The organism is Legionella maceachernii (genome assembly GCF_900167045.1).
Lineage (GTDB): Bacteria > Pseudomonadota > Gammaproteobacteria > Legionellales > Legionellaceae > Tatlockia > Tatlockia maceachernii.
Genome location: NZ_FUXJ01000002.1, coordinates 94,255 through 116,202, shown reverse-complemented (window position 1 = coordinate 116,202; position 21,948 = coordinate 94,255). Strand labels below are relative to the sequence as shown.

Below are 21,948 nucleotides of genomic sequence, written 5' to 3'. Positions count from 1 at the left end.
AGGAAAGACGATGACTAGCACCTACTACACCAGTTTAACAGGAATGCTTGCTGCAAGTTATGGATTACAAAACACCTCCCATAATGTCGCTAACATGCAAAGTCCAGGATTCAAACGCAGTGACGTGTTTTATTCTTCTTTGGGTAATGAGAAAAACAATAATCACTTAGGTTCAGGAGTCGCTGTAGCAGGCGCCGTCACTAACTTTCGTCCAGGCAGCTATTTGGGAACAGGTAATCCCACTGATTTTGCCATTTCAGGCCAAGGATTTTTTATGATCCGTCTTAAAAACGGAGAACTCATGTACACTCGTAATGGTGAATTTAATTTTAACAGCGATGGCATCCTTGTGGATAGGCGCAGTGGTGGTTTTGTTCAAGGATATAATGAACGGGGTAGTTTAGTTCCCATCAAACAAAACGCGGCCAAAACGCTTGTTGGCAAGCCAACGCGTTATGTGGATTTGGCAGGAGACTTTATTCTCGTTAAAAAAGAAGAAGACAATACATCTAATTCCGATCCCATCAAAAGCAATTATAAACCTATTCAATTTACGGTTGATACGATCTTTGATGCGCAAGGTAAAGCGCATCAAATTACATTGGAATTTAAACCCAGAGGTGTCGTGAAAAACCAATTAAATAATGAGGATGGTTTGGAATGGGAACTGAACGGAGTAAGCTATGAAGGAACAGAACTCTCTTTTTTACCACAAACTTTACGATTTAGTGCTCTTGATCAAGGGGCTCCGACTGCAGGATTCAATGCGATTGATCTTAAATTACCTAATAATCAACTCATCACTTTCAACTTTGGCAATTACCTGTCTGATGAAGACAAATCCGTCCGTCTCAACGAAGCAGGCGTCTTAAAAGCGGCTACAAACATCACCGTTCATCAACAAGATGGTTCTATCGAAGGCAATCTCATTGGACTTTCCTTCGATGAGAACGGGCAGATTTCTTGGCAATATGATAATGACCAAACCACAAAAGGCATTTATATTGCATTAGCACAATTTGATGACTTAGAACACAATTTAATCCCAGCCGACAATAATTTATTCCGCGCTAAAACCGAACAAGGCAGGCAAATTGGCCGTGCCAATAAAGAAGGATTTGGTAATTTGCAACCTGGAAAAATTGAAACATCGAATGTCGATTCAACCACTGAGTTTGCCAATATCATTGTCTTGCAACGCATGTTTCAAGCCTGCTCACAAATCATGGAAATGGACAAACAACTATTGGAAGAGTTACACCAAAAATGAAAAAAAATGCAAGACCTTACCGAATAATCACTAGCTCTGCATTGCAATCCATTGAGCATTCTTTTAATAAACTATTGCTCCAGTGGAATGAGAGCTATTTTATGGATCCTATAATGCTGAATGTCAGCTGTTGTTCTGAAATCAGTGCGTTTAGTGAAATGCAATTGATCACCCATGAAAAGGGTGACTCTATCGCTCTCTATGAGCCAAATGCTCTACCCTTTTTACAACAAACTCTCTTTGGTGAAATATCCCATTGTTTCAACTCAGTCAGCGCTGAGATTTTTACCCGATTACTACATGATTTTTTAGGTCTCGATTCACTGCAAACCACCATTAACTCAACCCACTATAATGAATGGATATATCCTGGGTCAGCCTGCTTAAATTTAACTTTAACTCACAGCAAGGGTTTATTTAATTTTTATCTCCATTCGAACTGGGTATTGCCCCATTTGCCACAACCTAAAAAAATCTCTAAACCCTTGGTACGTTTAGACAACGCTTTGGCCCCCCAAAACGTGAATTTAACAATCCAACTTAAGCCACTTCGTCTCAGTTTAGCGAAAGTGCTTGGTTTGCAGGTAGGGGATGTCATTAAAACGGATCATGCTTTGAATACACCTCTGGTCGTTCAACATCAAAATCAAAGCATTTGTGAAGCCGAGATCGGTCAATTATTGCAACATAAATCCATTCAGTTAATGAGGTCATAACATGAGTATCACTGTAAAAAAAATTGCTTTACCCGAATTAGAGCCCGAAACTGAAAATCAGTCCTTGCTTGGTGACAATTACTTGAACCTAGTCGGTTCATTAGAAGTTGAATGCCAAGTCCGTCTGGGCAACATTACGCTCTCTCTCGCTGAATTACGTTGCCTTAAAGCAGGTCAACTCTTATCTTTAGATCAAAAAATAAATGAGCCTATCGATCTCTTACTTAACAATCAAGTGATTGCACGAGGTGAATTAATGAGCGTTGACGAGTGTTTTGCCCTCCTCATCACCGAGGCTCCTGATGAATAATGAACGTATCAATCAGTCTACTCTTCTGGCCAAAATGACTTGCTTTGCTGGGCTACGATGCTCGAAAAACAAACCCTTTTCCCTCAAGCACGTGAATTACCAATACATTCTTATGGTTTGGATTATGAGTTTTTTCTCAAACCAAGCCTTTGCAGAAAAAATTCCGTTCAAGGAAACGCTGCAGCCCAAACATGGATGGTTCACTTATCTGGTGTTCATCCTAATTTTTGCTGCGGTTTGTTTGGTCTTGGCTAAAAAAAATAGCGGCACCCTACTGCCCTCCGTCGCTTGTTTAGTCGTGGATAAAAAACGGTTAAATGCGAAGACAATTGTTTATGTCATTGAGTACCAAAATCAACAATTTCTTCTTGCTGATAACCAACATGGATTAGTTCTTCAACCTTTGAATAAAGAGACTCACGATGTATTGCTGTAGAAAATTTTTATTTCCCTGCGTGGCTTTTTTCTTTATAGGGACTCCCTTAATCGCACAGGCAACCACCCCTACCCTCTCTTTTGGGCCTATTCACTTTGCTCAAGATGATCTTGCTCCTGCTTTGCAAGTCTTTGCATTGCTCACTTTATTAAGTTTAGCTCCAAGTTGCTTAATCATGCTTTCCTCGTTTACACGCATTGTTGTCGTGTTATCGATGCTTCGCAACGCCTTGGGACTTCAGCAGACTCCCCCCAATTCGGTTCTTATCAGTTTGGCACTTTTCCTTACTCTTTTTACCATGATGCCCGTCGCTAAAAGAATTTATACCGAAGCTTATCAGCCTTATCAAACCCATCAAATAAATACCGAAATGGCATTGGCAAAAGCAAAAACTCCACTGAAGCAATTCATGCTTAAACAAACACGGGAAAAAGACATGCAGGTAATTTTAGAATTGGCAAAAGAACCTCCACCCGCAACGGCACAAGACATCAAGTTTTACCAGTTGATTCCTGCATTTCTCCTCAGTGAACTGCAAACAGCTTTTCAAATTGGCTTCATGATTTTTTTACCCTTTTTGTTGGTCGATTTAATTGTTTCAGGGATTTTAATGACCATGGGAATGATGATGGTTCCCCCTATGACGATTGCGCTACCCATTAAAATTTTACTCTTTGTATTAATCGATGGATGGGATATAGTGGTTCAAGCTTTGATTAGGAGTTTTCACTAAACTATGGACATTATCGATAAAAAACAAGAACGCCTGAATCGTTATCTACAGTTTCTTGAGCAAGATCCTTCTAATCTCAATCTATTGCTGTCGGTGAGCGAAGGGTACCGCCAATTAAACAAGTTTAGTGAAGCGCAGCAATACCTCGACAAAGCTAAAACAATCGATGCTGATGCGTGCGTCGCGGTAGAAGGTATGCTTGCTTTGAATCAAGGCGATTTTGAGCAAGCGAAAAAAGCACTCATTCAAGCACTTCGCTTAGAAGAATTGCCTATTCTTCGCTACAGTTTGGCAGTTTGCCATTATTCATTGAATGAGCCCACCGAAGGGATAGCGATCTTAACCCCTTTGTTTAAAAAAAATCCATCCTATGACGTTGAATTTCTCATGGTTCAACTGCTACAACAACAAGAGAAACTGGATGAAGCTATTCAATTATTGGAATTCGTTTTAGAACAGCATGGTCCAATTGAACAAACCTTAGTCTTATTAGCGCAGTTATATCTGGATAATCGAGATGAAATTTCAGCTGAGAATGCGGCAGAACAGGCACTAATCATCAATCCGAAGAATTATGAAGCCCAAGTGATTACGCTCTTATTACGTTTAATGAAAGAAGAGACAAGTGTTAGAGAAATTAAAAAATTGCTTGATAAAAATGCAACGGATAGTCGTTTGTGGTTTGCTTTAGGCACAACTTATTTTCGCGCCATTCACTTGCAAAAGGCTGAAGAAGCCTACTTAAAAGCAGCTGAGTTAAACCCTCATTTTTATGATAACTGGGTCAGTTTAGGATGGTGTCAGCTTTTTCTTAATAAATTAGATGAGGCACAATACAGCTATCAAGAAGCCATCGCGCTTTATGAGGAAAATTCCGAAGGCTGGGGTGGATTGGCACTGGTCCATGCCCTACGCGGCAATTTAACAGAGGCTGCTGATTTAATTGCTAAAGCAAAAGCCTTGGATCCTGAATCTTTTCTGGGAAAAATAGCGCAAATTATTCATTTAGGCCATGCCAATCCTGAGCAAGCTGAAAGACAATTCAAGAAAGCATTTCCCCAAATTGCAGAACAAATCAATGCAGCGATGGCTATGGCATTAAAAGAGATGGATGCGAGTGAGACAGTGCATTAAAGAGAAGCGATTACGTTTTTTAGCCGCTGCTTTTTTATGAACTACTCTTAATCATACATGAAGTTAACGGGAATATCGTCATGAACACCACCGAATGGCTCAAGCAGCTTGTTGCCTGCGACACAACCTCACGCAACTCAAACCTGCAATTAATCCATTTAGTTCAAGATTGGTATCGATTGCATCATCTTTCTCCCGAATTGATTTACGACGAAAATAAAGCGAAAGCCAATCTCTTTGTTACGCTGCCCGCTCACGATGGCAACCGCTCTCACGGAGGCCTCGTTCTTTCAGGACACACCGACGTAGTACCTGTGGATGGCCAAGAGTGGGATACCAATCCCTTTGAACTCAGTGAACGCCATGGTTGTCTTTATGGACGCGGAACTGCTGACATGAAAGGATTTCTTGCTGTCTTATTGAAACTCTTGCCCGACTTCTGCCAACTTAAACTCGCTAAACCTATTCATTTTGTTTTTTCCTATGATGAAGAAATAGGCTGTTTAGGTATTCCTTCTTTACTGGAAAATTTAAAAAAATGGAAGATTGAACCGGAAGGATGTGTGATTGGTGAACCGACCAGCATGCGACCTGTCACTGCGAACAAAGGCAGGTTACTTTTTCGCTGTCGAATCCATGGTGCAGCAGCCCATTCTTCTTTAACCCCACAGGGGTGTAATGCCATTGAATATGCAGCGCAGTTCATCCGTTTCTTACGCCATTTAGCGACTCAATATAAAAATCAAGGCCCTTTCGATAACGATTTTGACGTGCCCTTCACCTCTGTCACTACTAACATGATTAATGGCGGAGGTGCTTATAATATTATCCCAGAATGGTGTGAATTTGTTTTTGAATTTCGTTACTTACCTCATCTTAATCCTCAAGAACTGATTGATACCATTCAACAGTATATTCAAGAAACATTATTACCCGAATTACATAAAGAATATCCGGAAGCAACGGTTGCGCTCACCCAAATCCCTGGAGGAGGACCAGGACTAAACACCTCTGAGAACGAAGTGATTACTCAATTAATACGTCAAGTCACTCAAGTGAAGGAAAAGCATAAAGTTGCCTATGCTACGGAAGCAGGGTTTTATCATCGCGCTAAAATACCGACTATCCTTTGTGGACCCGGCAGTATCGAACAAGCTCATCGTGCCAATGAATTTGTGACAATAGAACAACTTAACGAATGCGAAAGGGTAGTGTCTAAATTAGTCCGTCACTACACCCTGGCAAAAATGAATGAATCAAGTCTCTCTAGGCCGCGTTGATACTACAGTCCCCTCTTAATCCTTGGTGAGCGGTTGAATTTGAGTGCTCACTTCTAATGCGTTGCACTACTGCTTGCCGGTTGATGAGGTTGAGGAGTATAGGCTGGTGCTGTAGGCCAGACGGTACCCGCACCATAACCTGGCTTGGTCGATGGCGCATTAGGATTAATCACATAAGAATCTGTACCAATTTGTTTAGTTGGGGTTGTGTTCATCCCCGCATTAGGAAAGCTTGTCGTTGCCTTATCAGTACCGACTGAGCCACCCGGATTATTGATGGCTATAGCAAGTTGCAATTTTTCTTGGATTTGCGCAATACCCGCAAAACTGCCATTCATTAATACCGAAATCCCCAATAAAGCAATTAATAAGGTAAACTTCTTCATCATCTACCTCCTTTTCACTGCCATTATGTCATGCCATTCACGCTTTCGCATGGATGAGATTTATACACAGAGAGACTTCCCTTAACGACCATATTTCCTTTAACTATTAAGCATCCTCTTTAAGTATAGACTTTGTGAAAAGGATGAGTCATTGTTACTACCAAGAGTCGGGAGGTCGTCGCTTTTGCTCGGGATGACAGGGGCATCCTGAGCGTAGCGAAGAATCTCCTTTGGGGTACTATTGGTGATACCCTTTCTATTTAAGGAGATAGAGATGACCAAACCTAAACGTATTTTCATTATCGGGCATATGGGGGCAGGTAAAGCGCTACTGGGTGAAGCTCTAGCGAAAAAACTAGACTGGCAGTATATCGATGCGAATCCCAGTTTGGAGCGTTACATCGGGCGAAGTTTGCATGATATTTTAGGGAAACAGGGTGAAGAAGCCTTTCATCGATGTGAAGCTGAAATCATTTCTCACTATATCACTAAAGAGCATGTGGTAGTTGTCATGGAAGAAGCAGTGGTTGCCAGCGAAGAAAATAGGACATTATTATCCTCCCAATTTGTTGTGTACTTAAAGGTTTCAACGTCAGTACAAATCGAACGCATGCAAGGAGGCCGAGCCCCACTCCTGCCAATCGCTGATCTAAAAGCCTTTCTCGATAAACAACATCTTGAACGCGATAATTTATTTGAAGAAGTAGCTACACTCGCCATCGAGCCTACTTCTGTTGAGGAGAGTGTTAATAAAGTAATAGAATCTCTGTTTAAATAAATGAGCTTACATTATCAATAGAATGAGTTTAAACATTAATTGCCTATTTTTTATTGATTCCGAATAGTATAAAATCGACAAAACCAAAATTTAACCAGAGAAAGATAGAGCAATGCCTTACGAAAAGAGCGAGAAAACATCCCAAAAAACAGCAACCATTTCCATAGACACTCAACCTTCGATTCAACTGGATTCCAGCACTTGTTACTTCTTAAAAAAGAAAGGCTCACAAAGCCCTGCCGTCCCTGAGATAAGCCGTCCCTATAAACCCCTAGATCAAATCCACATGAATCGACATGACGAATTTTTCATTGCTTTAGGGAAAAAAACATTAGGGGAAAAACGACATCATGTTTTTGTCATGCTAGGAGTAATGAAAGAAGGTAAGCCCATTTTCCTAGCTCGGCTGGGTAAAAGTAATATCATTGATAGCGATGTTAGGGCCTTAAGCACATCGGAGGGGGCATTAGAAAGACTCAATACACTCGAACAGACTAATCAAAGTGAACGCTTGAAACTAAGAAAAGAAATCATTCAAGGCCACATTAAGGTCTGTATGAAAATGAGTTTTTTTCACACTGAAGCGGAATTACAAAACGAATCTCTTCATCCTTATGGTCCTATCAGCTACTCCGCTTATGCTATTCCTTATGAACAATACAAGCAATTTTTGAAAGTTATTCCTTTTATACAGAAAATCACAGAAATTAGCTGTTATCAGCCTATTGAAGAATCGGACGATACCATTATCATGGAAAAAAGAGGATTTGAGCCAGCAAGTGATTTAAATGGGGCAAATGAACAATTGCAAGGCATTGTAGAACGATCGCATTATCTTAGTCTCGCTAATAACTGCAGGCACACCGCCATCGAACTCACTGAATACACCCTGGGTATCTCTCATCTCCCTGACAATGTCTCTAGGTTTTTTACGAATCTTCCAGTATCTGCGAATTTTTCCTTCGGAGTTCCTGAAGAATATTTTTATGTCTTCCCACTTCCACCGGATGGATTTGCAGCAAGTGGGGAAAAAAAAGCAATTTTAATCCAAATCTACCAACGCATGGAGAATCTGCTCAAAAAAGAGCCCTACGGTGAAAACACTATCCAAAAATTTGAAGCGTTAAAAAAACTTTACAACGAACAAGCTGGTATTCCTAACAATGATCTGCAACAAGCGTTGGACAGTATTAAACGATGGAAAACCACTTATCAAGACGTGGTTTGCCAATTACGCGCACAAAGCTTGTTAGGGAAATTATTCGTGTGGACGTCATCCACTAAAGCCATGGCTGATGACATTGAGCACACCATAGAAAAAAGACTTAATGTATTGCAAGGATAAGCGCTCATTCCCCATTCAAGCAGCGCTAAATAAAGGCATTCTCAAGTCCTGTATTTGCTGACAAAAATAGCATTTTAAAGCTATAATGGCCATTCTGCATTTTGTGGAAGTTAGGTATGTCATTTACTGAGCAACTCGTACAACTCGGTTTTTCTATTAGCCTATTGGTCAACGCTGCTCTTTTTATTCCGCAAATTATTACCTTGCTAAAACGTAAAACCACTGAGGGTGTATCACTTATCACCTTTGTCGGCTTTAATATCATCCAGCTTTTCACGATATTTCATGGATTACTCGTCGGCGACTATTTACTTGCGGGTGGATATCTTTTAAGCTTCATCGCCTGCGGCTCTGTTTCAATATTGATTATTTATTATCGATATATCATAAGGAACTTGGGAAATAAGCCAAATGAAAAATAAGCCCTCATTATTTGCTACGCCCTGTAATATTCTTGTTCTCCTTCCTCATTCCGACAATGCCGCATTGGTTAACAAACATCAAAAACTAGATGACCTTTATTTAATTCGCACCGTCGTGGATTTTTCAACCAGGGCTTTGGAGCTTTTTATCACGGGGAATCTGCTCGCATTCGATCCACAGGTTGGAGAAAATCTTTGCCAAATTAGAGCCTATAAAATCATTCATCTCAGCAAGCAATGGCTCTGCTCCACAAAGCGAATTGCTGAACTTCTTCAAGAAATAGAACGATTCAAATCGTATAAACATACAATCGAAAAGGTGATTAATGAGTGGGAAAATGATCTTAAGCAAGTAGCTACTTATAGCAATAGTCTTGATGCAGTGGAAAAAACAAGTCAATTTCTTAGTCGACATCAACTTTTATTTCCTTTGCACGAAGAATTAGCTTTCATTATTGCCTGTTACTTTTTAACGCATTTTAGTATTCGTAAAGATAATATTCCGATTGCAGTCAATCTAGAGCACATTGTGCGTGAATTTCATATCTCTAAATATCGAGCCAAACGGCTTACTCACCGATACCAGCAACTCATTTGTGAATTAGGGTGCGAGTTTATTCTGAAGATTGCCCAAGAGTTGCCTATTCAATTAGGTTACGCAGATATACTACCCAAACTTTGCCAGATTGCTGATGAAAACAGAATGGTATTACCTTGTTACCCTGTGAGTGAAATTATTTTTTATCATAGTATTCAACAAAAAATACCCGTTTTATTAATCGTGAAACGCATAAACCAATCGTCTGCCATCCACTCAGACTTAGTTTATTTTTTACTCCTTGGTCAAGAAGAATCAACTGATTACGATTTAGTGAGCTGTAACCCTTATTTGGCTGAGCATTGTCTCATTGTGACGGGGGAAATGCTTCATGACAGTCACGAATCAATTAGACATTATATCCATCGAGTTCTTAGGGAAAATCCGCTAAAAATTATCTTAGCCAATACCGCCAGCCATCCTCAGTATTCAGGAAAGCGGTTGGAAGCATTAAGGAGTGACCCTTTTTCATTAATCCCAAACAATGCACTGATGACTCGACATGCACGGAATTTAACCCATTTGAGATTTTTTGCTTTAGAGGCAGGTTGTTCTAAAGAAAAACAAACGCTGTTTTTCCTAAGACACATTTATGTAAATAAACTAAAGGATGAGATAACGCAATTGCACACTCAGTATCCTGGTGAAGCTTTTGAAGCCCATGCGATGCTGCATCCATAAAACAGACTTCTTTTGCAACATGCTGCAAAGTGGCGTTGCGAAAGAAGTCTAGGACGTGTTGACAATTCCAGGAGAATTTATGGCTCTAAATTATGATAGTCTTCTTAAGCAGTTTGATTTATATAAGCAAATCATTGAACGAATGCCTGTACATATTTACTGGAAAGATAATCAATTTCGTTACCTCGCTTGTAATGAATTGCAAGCCCGAAACGTAGGTCTTTCATCACCCACAGAAATTGTTGGCAAAACGGACTATGAGCTTTACTCACAAAAACAAGCTCAAGCCATTAGAAAACATGATATGGAAGTTATTGCCACAGGCTTTCCTTGTGTTTTTGAAGAAGAAGGGTTTGAAGTAGACCAAAAAAATGCCATTTATTTAACGCAAAAAATCCCGTTATTCAATAATGGAGGCGAAATCGTAGGTTTAGCAGGCATTTCCATTAATATTACCGAACGCAAAGCGCAGGAAGAGAAAAACCGCATTGAAAAAGAAGAAGCAGAGCTTACCCTAGCGAGCATTCTTGATAATCTACCTGGACATGTCTATTGGAAAAATAAAGAGTTGGTCTATCAAGGCTGTAATTTTGCGCAAGCGAAATCAGCTGGCTTTTCAGAGCCCAAACTCATGATCGGTAAAACAGACTATGAAATGCCCTGGAGTCATGAGGCTCACTCCCTTAGGGAATCGGACTTAGCCGTTATGCATAGTCGTCAAACGTTGACACGCGAAGAAGCATCCCAGCTTGCCAATTCAAACGAAGTATCCATTTTCTTATCCAAGAAATCACCTTTATTCAATAAAAATGGAGAGGTTGTTGGGATTTTAGGAATTTCTTTTGATATCTCTGAGCGCAAAAAAATGGAAGAAGAGCTGTGTAAATCACAAATTGCTGCTGAGGCAGCGAATAAAGCGAAAACAGAATTTTTACGCAACATGGAACACCAGCTGCGAACACCTTTTAGCGGCATCTACAGCATGGTCGAGTTTTTAGCTGAAACAGAAACTGAACCTGAAAGAAAAGAACAGCTTGAAATCACTTACCTTTCTGCTAAAGAATTTATTGAATTTCTGGACGATATTTTAAATTTCACCCGCAATCCTTCCGAAAACTTACCCGTGCTTGCTAAGAAATTTGATCTCAAAAAGGCTATCGAAAAAATTGTGACCATGGAGCAGGCTGCTGCCACTATTAAGCAGCTTGAGCTCACGAGTGATTACGCAAGTGATATACCCACTGTGTTTATCGGTGACCCACCTCGAATTCAACGTATCATCATGAATTTATTAAGCAATGCAATCAAGTTTACTGACAAAGGGAGTATTCACATCAGCGTCAAGATGGGCAAGCAAATCGACGAACGAAATTTTATCCTGCAATTATTCGTTGCCGATACAGGCATTGGTATTTCGCCAGATAAACAAAAACTTATCTATGAAAAATTTTATCGCCTGCACCCAGCGAATCAAAATAAATATAAAGGCGCAGGATTAGGTTTGCATATCGTCAAGCAGCTTATCGAAGATTTGGAAGGAGAAATAGATGTCATCAGCAGTCCAGAGACAGGAACCACGTTCATCTGCACCCTACCTTTTAAAAGACCTTTATTGGATGAGGTAGTGGACTAACCGCTTATTTTAGCCGCATCAATACGGTCATCAAGCGCGTTGCGGTTCTTCGCTTTGCTCAGAAAAATACAACATTACAAATTTTTGCAACAATTGTATATAATACCTGTTTGGTAGTCGATGGAATTGATGTTAGATTAATCTTTATCCCAAAGATTAGCGTTAACTTAAGGGAAAATGAATGACTCACCCTATCCATGTGCTTGTCGTCGAAGACACTCTCATTGCTCAAATGGTTGCCAAAGCACAATTAGCAAAGCTTGGTTGCCTTGTAGATATCGCCTCAAATGGGGAAATTGCTTTGGAAAAAACAATGACTCATGCTTATGATGTCATCCTAATGGACATTGGACTGGGTGATGGTCCAGATGGCTTTGAAGTAGCTAGCTCAATTAAGCAAAGTTCTATTAACAAAAACACTCCCATTGTAGCAGTGACCGCGCATGGTGAACCCGATTACGCAAAAAAAGCGCTCGCTGTAGGTATCGAAAGGTACTTTAACAAACCTTTTACGCCCGCGAGTGCTAAAGCCATTCTTCATCATATTGAAAGCAGGTCATTAGAAGGTGAATAATTATTGACTTAACCAATAAGTAAGCTTGTCGATAAGCAGTGGGGTTATACCCCTGCCATCAGCCTAAGAATTTTTTACTCTTCTTTACAAAAGGATAGCTTAAATCCATTTACCCCGATTCAAGCGTACCTGGTTCACTGGCACTGGCTGCTTGCAGCTCGCTCACGAATGGTTTGCAATGCAAGTTCTAAGCGTGCTAATGTCCGTTGTTGGCCCAGTAAATGAAGTGTCATTGCAATTGCTGGTGATACACTGCTGCCCGTTACCGCCACGCGCAGCGGCTGCGCAATTTTACCCATATTCATATCAAATTCAGCGCTAACATCATTAATGCATTGTTGCAAGGCTTCGCTGTCCCACTGTTTTAGTTGTTGCAGTAACTTATAAAGTGCCTCAAGTGGTTCCAGAACAATTGGGCGTAAATGCTTTTTAACGGCATCGTCATCGTACTGCACCGAATCCTCGTAAAAATAACGACTTCCCTGACATATTTCCGCTAAAGACTTATAGCGCTCTGCTTGTATTGTCACTAAATCAGCCAGTGAAGGACCATTCCTTGGGTCAAGACCTTGTTTTTGAAAATGCCAACGCAATGCTTCTGCCACCGTTTCTGGTGGATCATTTTTTTGGTAATGTTGATTTAGCCAATAGAGCTTATCATAATTAAAGCTGGACACGCCTCGACTGACATTTCTTAAATCAAAATAATCGATCATTTCCTTAACGCTAAAAATTTCCTGATCTTTATAAGACCACCCTAAGCGCACCAGATAATTCAGCAAAGCATGAGGTAAAACACCTAATTCTTTAAATTGCAACACACTGACTGCGCCATGTCGTTTTGACAGGCGTTTACCATCATCACCAAGGATCATTGGCAAATGCGCAAAAACCGGTATGGGGGCGTTAAGCGCATTTAATAAATTAATTTGCCGAGGTGTATTATTGATATGATCATCCCCACGAATCACATGGGTAATTTGCATATCCCAATCATCAATAACCACAGCAAAATTGTACGTTGGATGGCCGTCTGAGCGAATGAGAATTAAATCATCCAACTCGCTGTTTTCAACATTGATGTTGCCATACACCACGTCCGCGAACGAAACAACACCCGTTTGAGGATTTCTAAATCGTATGACGTAAGGTTCATTACCTGCGGGCAAATTCTTATCACGGCAATGCCCATCATAGCGAGGCTTTTGCTTGGCGGTCAGTTGCGATTCTCGCAAAGCGTCTAGACGATCTTTACTGCATACACAACGGTAAGCTTTTCCTTCTTCAAGCAACTGCTCTGCAATTTTTTGATAACGAGAGTAACGTTTGGTTTGGTAATAAGGTCCTTCGTCATGATCAAGGCCTAACCACGCCATTCCATCAAGAATAGCTTGCACAGACTCTTGCGTTGAGCGCTCTTGATCCGTGTCTTCGATGCGCAATACAAATTGCCCTTTATGATGTTTTGCATATAACCAAGAAAATAAAGCGGTGCGTACACCACCAACATGTAAAAAACCGGTAGGGCTTGGGGCAAAACGCGTTCTAACTACCATCAGGGCTCCGTTGTAAGGTAATAGGCCATCCTACCTTCTTGCCCAACGACCTTGCGTGTCCGCAGGCTGAGGAATCTTCTCTTACGCCGCTTGGCTCCCGCAGGCGCCGGGAGGTCGCTGACCTATCACGTTTTAAGCAATAAAATAATCAGGTTATCTCAAAATGTTAAGTCTTAGATGGCTTGAATTTTTTTGCTCCGAAACCATTTTAAAGAGACTGTAAAGAATACTTTCCCCGTGAGAATCTTTAAACGTTTTCTAAAGCGAAAAAAGCAATGGACTAAAAATAGCATTTTGAAGAATCTTGGGTATATAATAGCTGACTTTCTAAACAACGCAAAATAAACAAATGCACTTTAGTCCCTTTTCTCTATTAACAAGAAACTTGCTAATCTAAAGATAATCTACACTATCATGAAAAGACTCGGCATTAAATACCAACTGCGCGTCACTACCTTAATACCAGTTCTTTTGGTTGCACTCCTCTTTGCCTTATTCTTTAATGGCCAATTTAATAGAGATTTAAAACTACACATGTCCAGGTTAGGCGAAGCCTATATTCGCCAGTTGCTACCCGCAGCGCAATTCGCGATGTTACGCAACGATAGTCGAACTTTGCAAGGTTTAATCAATGCGTCCACAGTGAACCCAGAAGTTAAGGCACTAGCCTTTTATAACGCTCAAGGCCAATTACTTGCATACCGAGGCGGCAAACATTCCATTCACAAACCTTTTAAACCACCAGAGTTCACTGGCGACTACATTGAAAGTAAACAAATTAAACCTTATACCATCAATTTTATTGCGCCTATTACTATTCCTAAGTTTAATCTTTACTCAACCACCCCTTTTAAAGCATTTACCAATCCCATTGCTTTACAAGCGGACGATATTTTAGGTTGGCTTTCGATTGATATTGACACGCAATCCATGCTCATCATGCAATATCGCATGTTCATCGTGACTATTTTTACTATTTTGCTCGGCTTATTAATGAGCCTAACCATCCATTATTTCTTATCCAAGCAAATCTATTTGCCCATTTCTCGTCTTAGACGTAGCATGAAACAAATTTTAAGTAATGAATTTGAAACACATATTAATGTTTCAAGCCCAGGGGAATTAGGAATTATTGAGCGAGGATGCGCTCACTTACAAAAGCAATACTTAAACGTAGTTAATGAATTAAATCATCATATTGAAGTCGCAACGGCCGACTTACAACAAAGTTTGGAGTTATTGGAAGAGAAAAACATCGAACTATCGTTGGAAAAGAAAAAAGCCGAAGAAAAAAGCCGACAAAAATCCGAGTTTATTGCCAACATGAGTCATGAAATTCGCACCCCCATGAATGGGGTGATTGGATTTACCAACGTCTTACTTGAATCAAAATTGGATAGTCTGCAGCTTGATTACGTCAAAACCATTAAATCTTCCGCACAAGATTTGTTAGCCATTATTAATGATATTCTTGATTATTCTAAAATGGATGCCGGCAAACTGCATCTGGATTGCATTCCTCTCGACATTCGCGCTTGTATCGATGAGGTTTTAGCGCTTACTGCTCCTAATGCGCACAAAAAAGGGATTGATTTAATCCCTTCGACTGCCATCAATGTGCCTAAAACGGTACTCGGTGATCCTTTGCGTATGAAGCAAATCATTACTAATCTAGTTAGCAATGCCGTCAAATTTACCGACCAAGGGTATGTACTCATCCGTACCGCTATCGAGCAAGAAACGGAGAAGGATTACACACTCTGTATCTCCGTTACTGACACTGGAATTGGCATTTCCAGTGAAGATCAAACCAAATTATTTAACGCCTTTAATCAAGCCGACACTACCATCACTCGACGTTATGGTGGATCCGGTTTAGGTTTGGTGATCTGTAAAAAATTGATTGAAACCATGCAAGGACGAATAACTTTAACCAGTGAAGTCAATAAAGGATCAACCTTTGCTGTCCGAGTAAAACTGGAAAAATTGGCTGCTTATGAGGTGGAAAAACATCAAAGTCAGCGTTTCGATCATTTAAAGGCTCTTTGCTATGATGATAATCCGCTCTATTTGGAAGCGCTGTGCAATGGGTTGGGTTATTGGGGTATCGAAACTGTACCCGTCGACTCTTTTAACCAGCTTGAAGCAGCTTTTGCCAAACACAGCGATTGCACACTTGCTTTCATTAATGTGAACGAAGGATGTGAAAAACAAGTCGCACAAGTATTACGCAAGCAATCCATCTCCTGTGCTTTAGTTTCTAAATGGCTCATTCACGATCCTCAAGCATTAGGTGCCCATGCCTTTTTATTCAAACCCATCAGTATCCAAAAACTGCATGAAGCCATTGAATTTTTACTCAACCAGGCTTCGCAAATCCCTTCAACGGATCACGAATTAGATAGTCTGCGCTCTCAGCTTCGTATTGCTCACCCTGAATTGTTAATTGCGGAAGATAATCCGGTCAATCGAATGTTACTCAATTCACTACTCAGTGAACACACGAATATTGAAACCGTTGATAACGGCGAAGAAGCAGTCAAAGCCTGCCAGAGCAAACGATATAATGTCATATTACTTGATTTACAAATGCCCAAACTCAATGGGCTTGATGCGGCAAGAATGATTCGTCAAGAATCGATGTTGAATAAACAAACTCCTATTGTCGTTATCAGTGCGAACAGCCCCGATCTGAATAAAGAACGTTTGCAAAAATCAGGCGTTGATCTTTGCTTACAAAAACCAATTGATGAAAAACAACTCTTGAATCATCTCTTGCTCTTTCTCAAAAAATCAAAGGCTCCCGCTATCGATTGGCAACTTTGCGTACAAAAAGTCTCTGGAAACCAAGCGCTGGCCGAGGAATTTCTTGCTCGCTTTGTCGATGAATTACATAAAAACCGCGAAGAGTTTTTACAACTATTGCGCAATAAAGACATCAAGGGATTAGAAAGTGCAGCTCATAAATTACATGGAGCTTGTTGTTTTTGTGGTGTACCTCATTTGCAAACCCAAGTCATTCAGCTCGAAAAACAAGCTAAGCATGCAAAAACGATTGAAGAATTAAAACCAGCCTTTACTGAGTTGATTAAAAGCATTGATGAAGTGATTGATGAATTTAATGATCTCTATCAAACGCATTCCTCTGATTAGCGAACCCTATGAGTGAAACAATAAATATCACCCAATCTGAAAGCAAATTGCACAATTGACAAGCAATTTTTTCCTTTTATAATGCCGACTAATTTATTTCAACGGATCACCAATGAAAACCATCAATCAAATTTTCTTCGCGTTAAGTTTTACTCTATTAGCCTCTTTCTCCTTCGCTGAACCCCTTAATTTAAGTGTTTTAAAAAAAGAACTCGAGGCCTATCATGACTCAGGAAGCTATCAAAAAGAACTTTCCTGCGTCATCGCTCAGGCAGAGCAATATATCTTGATGCAAACAGCCGCTAATGAACAGCAAGGTAATAAGAAAAAGAAATTAGCCATTGTTCTCGATATCGACGAAACAAGCTTAAGTAACTATCCAAGAATGATTAAACGACATTTTGATGCCGATAAAGCTCAAGTTGAAAAGGATTTGTTAGCAGCAGATGCACCCGCCATTAAACCAATGCTCTCTCTTTACAACAGCGCTCGCAATCATCACGTTGCTGTCTTTTTCGTCACAGGCAGACCTCTGTCAATGTTAAAGGCAACTCGAGCGAACCTACTGCGTGCTGGCTATAATCATTGGTCCGGCCTTTATTTCCGTCCTGATAATTACCATCAACCCTCCATTATTCCTTTCAAATCACAAGCAAGAAGATCCATTACCAAGCAAGGCTACACGGTTATTGCTTCAATTGGCGACCAATACAGCGATTTACAGGGAGGCTATGCGCAAAGAGGTTTTAAATTACCCAATCCATTTTATTACCTTCCGTAAGTTCTAGATAAAAAGGGATGAGGAGCCTACGTTCCGCGTGATCGCGGATCTATAAATGCTGGGCTCCTGTCAGTCAGGGTGAGGTCAGAAAGGTGTATTTGGTGTTGCCGGCTCAATCCAGGTTATTCTTCTTGTGGAATATAATTAACATGAATAATCTCATATTCAACCACTCCACCCGGAGTTTCTACAGTGACTGTGTCTTCGACCAACTTTCCGATAAGCGCACGACCAATGGGTGAACTATAAGAGATTTTATTAATTTTGATATCGGCTTCATCTTCACCCACAATCTGGTAAGTGATTTCCATGTTAGTTTCTACATGCAATAAACGCACAAAAGCACCAAAGATAACTTTGCCGTTGTTAGGTAATTTACTGATATCCACCACTTGGCAATGGGCCAATTTTGCTTCTAACTCTTGAATCCGACCTTCATTAAAACTTTGTTGTTCACGTGCAGCATGATACTCCGCGTTTTCTTTCAAATCACCATGCGCTCGGGCAGTAGCGATGGCTTCTATAATGCGCGGGCGCTCCACTGATTTTAGACGATGTAATTCCATTTTGAGCGCTTCTGCCCCTTGAACTGTCATAGGATGCTTTTGCATATCCACCTCTAATGTAAATCTTGTAATCGAGTAACCGTTTCTCGGTCTTCGTACTTCATTGCCAAGCAAGCTGCTTCGGCACCAGATAAAGTTGTAGTATAGCTAACCTTGTGTTGCAATGCATTGCGTCTAATTGCAAATGAATCAGCTGTTGCTTGTTTACCCTCCGTTGTGTTTACAATGAAATCGATTTCATTGTTTTTAATAAAGTCAACCACATGGGGGCGCCCTTCTGCAACCTTAAAAACACGTCGACAATCAATTCCAGCAGCTTGAAGAACTAAAGCTGTTCCGCGTGTCGCTATAATCTCAAAACCCAACTGAATCAGCCGCTTAGCGATTTCACCTATTCTTGCCTTATCAGCATCCCGCACGGACACAAAGGCACGTCGTCTCTTGACAATATTACAACCGGCTCCCAACTGGGCTTTAGCATAGGCTTGTCCAAAGCGTCTAGCAATTCCCATCACTTCGCCCGTTGATTTCATTTCTGGTCCTAAAATGGAATCGACACCCGAAAATTTAATGAAAGGGAAAACCGGCAATTTAATGGAATAAAAAGCAGGCATAGGATAATGCTGGCTTAAACCTTGCTGTTTTAATGTTTGCCCTACTTTACAGCGGGCAGCAATTTTAGCCAGCGGAAAACCAGTCGCTTTAGAAACAAAAGGAACTGTACGCGATGCACGAGGATTTACTTCCAACACATAAATATCATCCGCTTGAATCGCAAATTGAGCATTAATTAACCCTACCACCCCTAATTTAAGTGCCAATTGACGTATTTGTTCAATGAGATCTTGCTGAACCACCACACTGAGACTAAAAGGCGGTAGCGTGCACGCTGAGTCCCCTGAATGGATGCCGGCCTGTTCAATGTGTTCCATGATGCCACCAATCATTACCTCTTCACCATCACAGACAGCATCAATGTCTACTTCAATCGCATCATTCAAAAATTTATCCAAAAGAACTGGCGAATCATTAGACACTTCAACGGCGTGCGCCAAATAATGGCGCAGATCTTCCTCTTGGTAAACCACCTCCATGGCGCGCCCTCCCAAAACATAAGAAGGCCTGACAACTAAGGGATAACCAATGCGTTTCGCTAATTCAATCGCTTCCTTTTCACTACGCACCGTGCCATTTGCCGGTTGATGTAAATTTAATTCGGTGACTAATTTTTGAAATCGCTCTCTGTCTTCTGCCTGATCAATCGCATCAGGCGAAGTACCAATAATGATAACGCCATTCGCTTCCAGTTGCCGAGCCAATTTAAGTGGGGTTTGGCCACCATAATGCACAATCACACCGTCTGGCTTTTCTACTGCAACAATAGAGAGAACATCCTCAAGCGTCAATGGTTCAAAATAAAGGCGATCGGAAGTGTCCACATCGGTGGACACGGTTTCGGGATTACAATTGACCATGATAGTCTGATAGCCCGCTTCTCTTAATGCCATCGCGGCATGCACACAGCAATAATCGAACTCAATGCCCTGACCTATGCGATTAGGGCCTCCCCCTAAAATGAGGACTTTCTTTTTGTTCTGCTCAGGTCGAGCCTCACACACCGTTTGGTAGGTTGAATACAGGTAGGCTGTATCACTAGGAAATTCGCCTGCGCAAGAATCAATACGTTTATAAACTGGGGTTACACCTAATTCTAAACGATGCGCTCTCACTTGTTCTTCGCTGCAATAAAATAATTTGGCAAGGTAGGCATCAGCAAAACCGCGACGTTTCAATTGACGCATGGTGGTTTCGTCAATTTCAAGGATTGATTTTCCTATGACGGTTTTCTCCATTTGCACAAGTTCCTGAATTTGCATGAGAAACCAGGGATCCACTTTCGCTTCTTGGTGAATTTCTTCCAATGACATGTCAAGACGAAAAGCATCAGCGATATACCATAACCGATCGGGGGTAGGCTCAAGAAGATGACCGCGCAGGCGCGCCATGTCCTCGCCTTCTTTGAAGAGTGTGTTTAAACCTGACCGACCAATTTCCAAACCCCGAATGGCTTTTTGTAATGACTCTTGGAAATTAGAACCAATGGCCATGACTTCACCCACCGATTTCATTTGTGTCGTTAATGTGGTGGGAGTTTGAGGAAATTTATCAAAATTAAATCGAGGCACTTTAGTCACGACATAATCGATGCTTGGCTCAAACGAAGCGGGAGTTTTGCCATTGGTGATTTCATTTTTCAATTCATCCAAGGTATAGCCTACAGCAAGCTTGGCTGCCACTTTAGCGATAGGAAAGCCAGTCGCTTTAGAAGCTAAAGCAGAACTTCTTGATACCCGAGGATTCATCTCCACAACAAGCATACGACCATCTTCAGGATTAATCGCAAACTGGACATTTGAACCGCCTGTATCCACGCCAACAGCACGCAAAACCTTAATTGCCGCATCCCGCATGCGTTGAAATTCTTTGTCCGTTAACGTTTGAGCTGGAGCAACGGTAATGGAATCACCGGTATGAACGCCCATGGGGTCGAAATTCTCGATCGTGCAGACGATAATGCAATTGTCATTCTTATCACGCACGACTTCCATTTCATATTCTTTCCATCCCAATACCGATTCATCAATCAATAATTCTCTTGTGGGGGATAAATCCAAACCTCGGGTACAAATTTCTTCAAACTCTTCGCGGTTATAAGCAATCCCTCCGCCACTCCCGCCCATGGTGAATGAGGGGCGTATAATGGCAGGAAAACCTAATTGCGCTTGAACTTGAAAGGCTTCTTCGAGGCTGTGTGCAATAGCCGATCGAGGCATCTCCAAACCAATTTTTTTCATTAATTGACGAAATTTATCGCGGTCCTCTGCTCTGTCAATCGCTTCTCGTGTAGCACCGATCATTTCTACCGAATACGTTTTTAAAACCCCCTCTCGCACTAAATCCAAAGCACAATTCAGTGCCGTTTGCCCTCCCATGGTGGGCAATAGCGCATCCGGCCGCTCTTTTTCAATAATACGGGTTACTTCTTGCCATTGCACGGGCTCAATATAGGTGGCATCAGCCAGCTCTGGGTCAGTCATAATCGTTGCAGGATTTGAATTAACCAAAATGACTCGGTAGCCCTCTTCTTTTAAAGCCCTCACCGCTTGTGTACCTGAATAATCAAACTCACATGCTTGACCAATTACGATAGGACCTGCGCCGAGGATGAGGATAGATTTGATATCAGTACGTTTTGGCATGTTTACCACAGAGGGAAAAATAAAATGGCCTATTTTACCGAATTTTGCCTAAGGTTTATACCCGTTTGCTTGGTTTTTAAGGGATTTCATAAAAATAGTATTACTTTGCGTTATCGCCCATTCATTATCGTGGACGTACGTCAGCCAACTCGCTCGCCTCTCAACGCGATACACTATATAGAAACAAACCTTAGGGAGGTAATGAATTTTTTCGATTAATCCATGTTCTAGCTTGTTCTGCGTCATCAAATAAAAGACGTAGCGATTTATAAATACCCAAAAGATAAGATACCCTTTCTTTTTGATCCCTATTTCGATCTATGAGAGGTATAAGTT

At 41.0% G+C, this 21,948-nt stretch carries 19 protein-coding genes; 15 read left to right on the top strand and 4 right to left on the bottom strand.

The window, feature by feature from the left end; all coding sequences use genetic code 11:
• Positions 1-10 precede the first annotated feature (10 nt).
• The 7 genes from B5D33_RS00525 (at position 11) to argE (ending at position 5,879) form a co-directional block, all read left to right on the top strand.
• Positions 11-1,270, top strand: a complete 1,260-nt coding sequence (locus B5D33_RS00525) for a flagellar hook protein FlgE (RefSeq protein ID WP_058452371.1) — start codon at positions 11-13, stop codon at positions 1,268-1,270.
• 113 nt (positions 1,271-1,383) lie between these two features.
• A complete protein-coding gene (locus B5D33_RS00520) occupies positions 1,384-1,986 on the top strand; it encodes a FliM/FliN family flagellar motor C-terminal domain-containing protein (RefSeq protein ID WP_160158671.1) in 603 nt (200 codons plus the stop codon).
• Between the two features lies 1 nt (position 1,987).
• Positions 1,988-2,296 carry a FliM/FliN family flagellar motor switch protein gene (locus B5D33_RS00515; protein ID WP_058452369.1) on the top strand — a complete coding sequence of 103 codons (309 nt, stop codon included), beginning with the start codon at positions 1,988-1,990 and terminating at the stop codon, positions 2,294-2,296.
• A complete protein-coding gene (locus B5D33_RS00510; RefSeq protein WP_058452368.1) occupies positions 2,289-2,732 on the top strand; it encodes a hypothetical protein in 444 nt (147 codons plus the stop codon). The genes B5D33_RS00515 and B5D33_RS00510 overlap by 8 nt, the downstream gene beginning before the upstream one ends.
• Positions 2,719-3,465 carry a flagellar type III secretion system pore protein FliP gene (gene fliP / locus B5D33_RS00505; protein WP_078767274.1) on the top strand — a complete coding sequence of 249 codons (747 nt, stop codon included), beginning with the start codon at positions 2,719-2,721 and terminating at the stop codon, positions 3,463-3,465. The genes B5D33_RS00510 and fliP overlap by 14 nt, the downstream gene beginning before the upstream one ends.
• A gap of 3 nt (positions 3,466-3,468) precedes the next feature.
• Positions 3,469-4,599, top strand: coding sequence for a tetratricopeptide repeat protein (locus B5D33_RS00500; protein WP_058452367.1), 1,131 nt, complete (start codon positions 3,469-3,471; stop codon positions 4,597-4,599).
• Positions 4,600-4,679: 80 nt separating this feature from the next.
• Complete coding sequence (argE, locus tag B5D33_RS00495; protein WP_058452366.1) at positions 4,680-5,879, top strand: acetylornithine deacetylase; 1,200 nt, start codon at positions 4,680-4,682, stop codon at positions 5,877-5,879.
• A 53-nt stretch (positions 5,880-5,932) separates the two neighbouring features.
• Here the strand turns inward: argE and B5D33_RS00490 are convergent, their stop codons facing one another.
• Complete coding sequence (locus B5D33_RS00490; protein WP_133140961.1) at positions 5,933-6,268, bottom strand: hypothetical protein; 336 nt, start codon at positions 6,266-6,268, stop codon at positions 5,933-5,935.
• Positions 6,269-6,539: 271 nt separating this feature from the next.
• On the opposite strand from B5D33_RS00490, the gene B5D33_RS00485 reads away from it, so the two are divergent.
• From B5D33_RS00485 to B5D33_RS00460, 6 genes are all read left to right on the top strand, one after another.
• A complete protein-coding gene (locus tag B5D33_RS00485) occupies positions 6,540-7,043 on the top strand; it encodes a shikimate kinase (RefSeq protein WP_058452364.1) in 504 nt (167 codons plus the stop codon).
• A 112-nt stretch (positions 7,044-7,155) separates the two neighbouring features.
• Positions 7,156-8,388, top strand: a complete 1,233-nt coding sequence (locus B5D33_RS00480; protein ID WP_058452363.1) for a hypothetical protein — start codon at positions 7,156-7,158, stop codon at positions 8,386-8,388.
• Between the two features lie 116 nt (positions 8,389-8,504).
• Positions 8,505-8,810: a PQ-loop domain-containing transporter gene (locus B5D33_RS00475; protein WP_058452362.1), complete on the top strand. Its 306-nt coding sequence runs from the start codon at positions 8,505-8,507 to the stop codon at positions 8,808-8,810.
• Positions 8,800-10,089 (top strand): hypothetical protein, encoded by a 1,290-nt coding sequence (locus B5D33_RS00470; RefSeq protein WP_058452361.1) that lies wholly within the window; start codon positions 8,800-8,802, stop codon positions 10,087-10,089. The genes B5D33_RS00475 and B5D33_RS00470 overlap by 11 nt, the downstream gene beginning before the upstream one ends.
• Positions 10,090-10,168: 79 nt before the next feature.
• Positions 10,169-11,722, top strand: coding sequence for a PAS domain-containing sensor histidine kinase (locus B5D33_RS00465; protein WP_058452360.1), 1,554 nt, complete (start codon positions 10,169-10,171; stop codon positions 11,720-11,722).
• 181 nt (positions 11,723-11,903) lie between these two features.
• The gene (locus B5D33_RS00460; protein ID WP_058452359.1) at positions 11,904-12,296 is read left to right on the top strand and encodes a response regulator; all 393 of its coding nucleotides are present in this window, start codon (positions 11,904-11,906) and stop codon (positions 12,294-12,296) included.
• 134 nt (positions 12,297-12,430) lie between these two features.
• Here B5D33_RS00460 and gltX read toward each other — a convergent pair whose 3' ends face one another.
• Complete coding sequence (gene gltX, locus B5D33_RS00455) at positions 12,431-13,852, bottom strand: glutamate--tRNA ligase (protein ID WP_058452358.1); 1,422 nt, start codon at positions 13,850-13,852, stop codon at positions 12,431-12,433.
• Positions 13,853-14,266: 414 nt separating this feature from the next.
• On the opposite strand from gltX, the gene letS reads away from it, so the two are divergent.
• Positions 14,267-17,005, top strand: a complete 2,739-nt coding sequence (gene letS, locus B5D33_RS00450; RefSeq protein WP_078767273.1) for a two-component system sensor histidine kinase LetS — start codon at positions 14,267-14,269, stop codon at positions 17,003-17,005.
• Between the two features lie 112 nt (positions 17,006-17,117).
• Positions 17,118-17,786, top strand: a complete 669-nt coding sequence (locus B5D33_RS00445; protein WP_058452356.1) for an HAD family acid phosphatase — start codon at positions 17,118-17,120, stop codon at positions 17,784-17,786.
• 122 nt (positions 17,787-17,908) lie between these two features.
• Here B5D33_RS00445 and greA read toward each other — a convergent pair whose 3' ends face one another.
• A complete protein-coding gene (greA, locus tag B5D33_RS00440) occupies positions 17,909-18,397 on the bottom strand; it encodes a transcription elongation factor GreA (RefSeq protein ID WP_058452355.1) in 489 nt (162 codons plus the stop codon).
• Between the two features lie 8 nt (positions 18,398-18,405).
• Positions 18,406-21,612: a carbamoyl-phosphate synthase large subunit gene (gene carB, locus B5D33_RS00435; RefSeq protein ID WP_058452354.1), complete on the bottom strand. Its 3,207-nt coding sequence runs from the start codon at positions 21,610-21,612 to the stop codon at positions 18,406-18,408.
• Between the last annotated feature and the right edge of the window lie 336 nt (positions 21,613-21,948).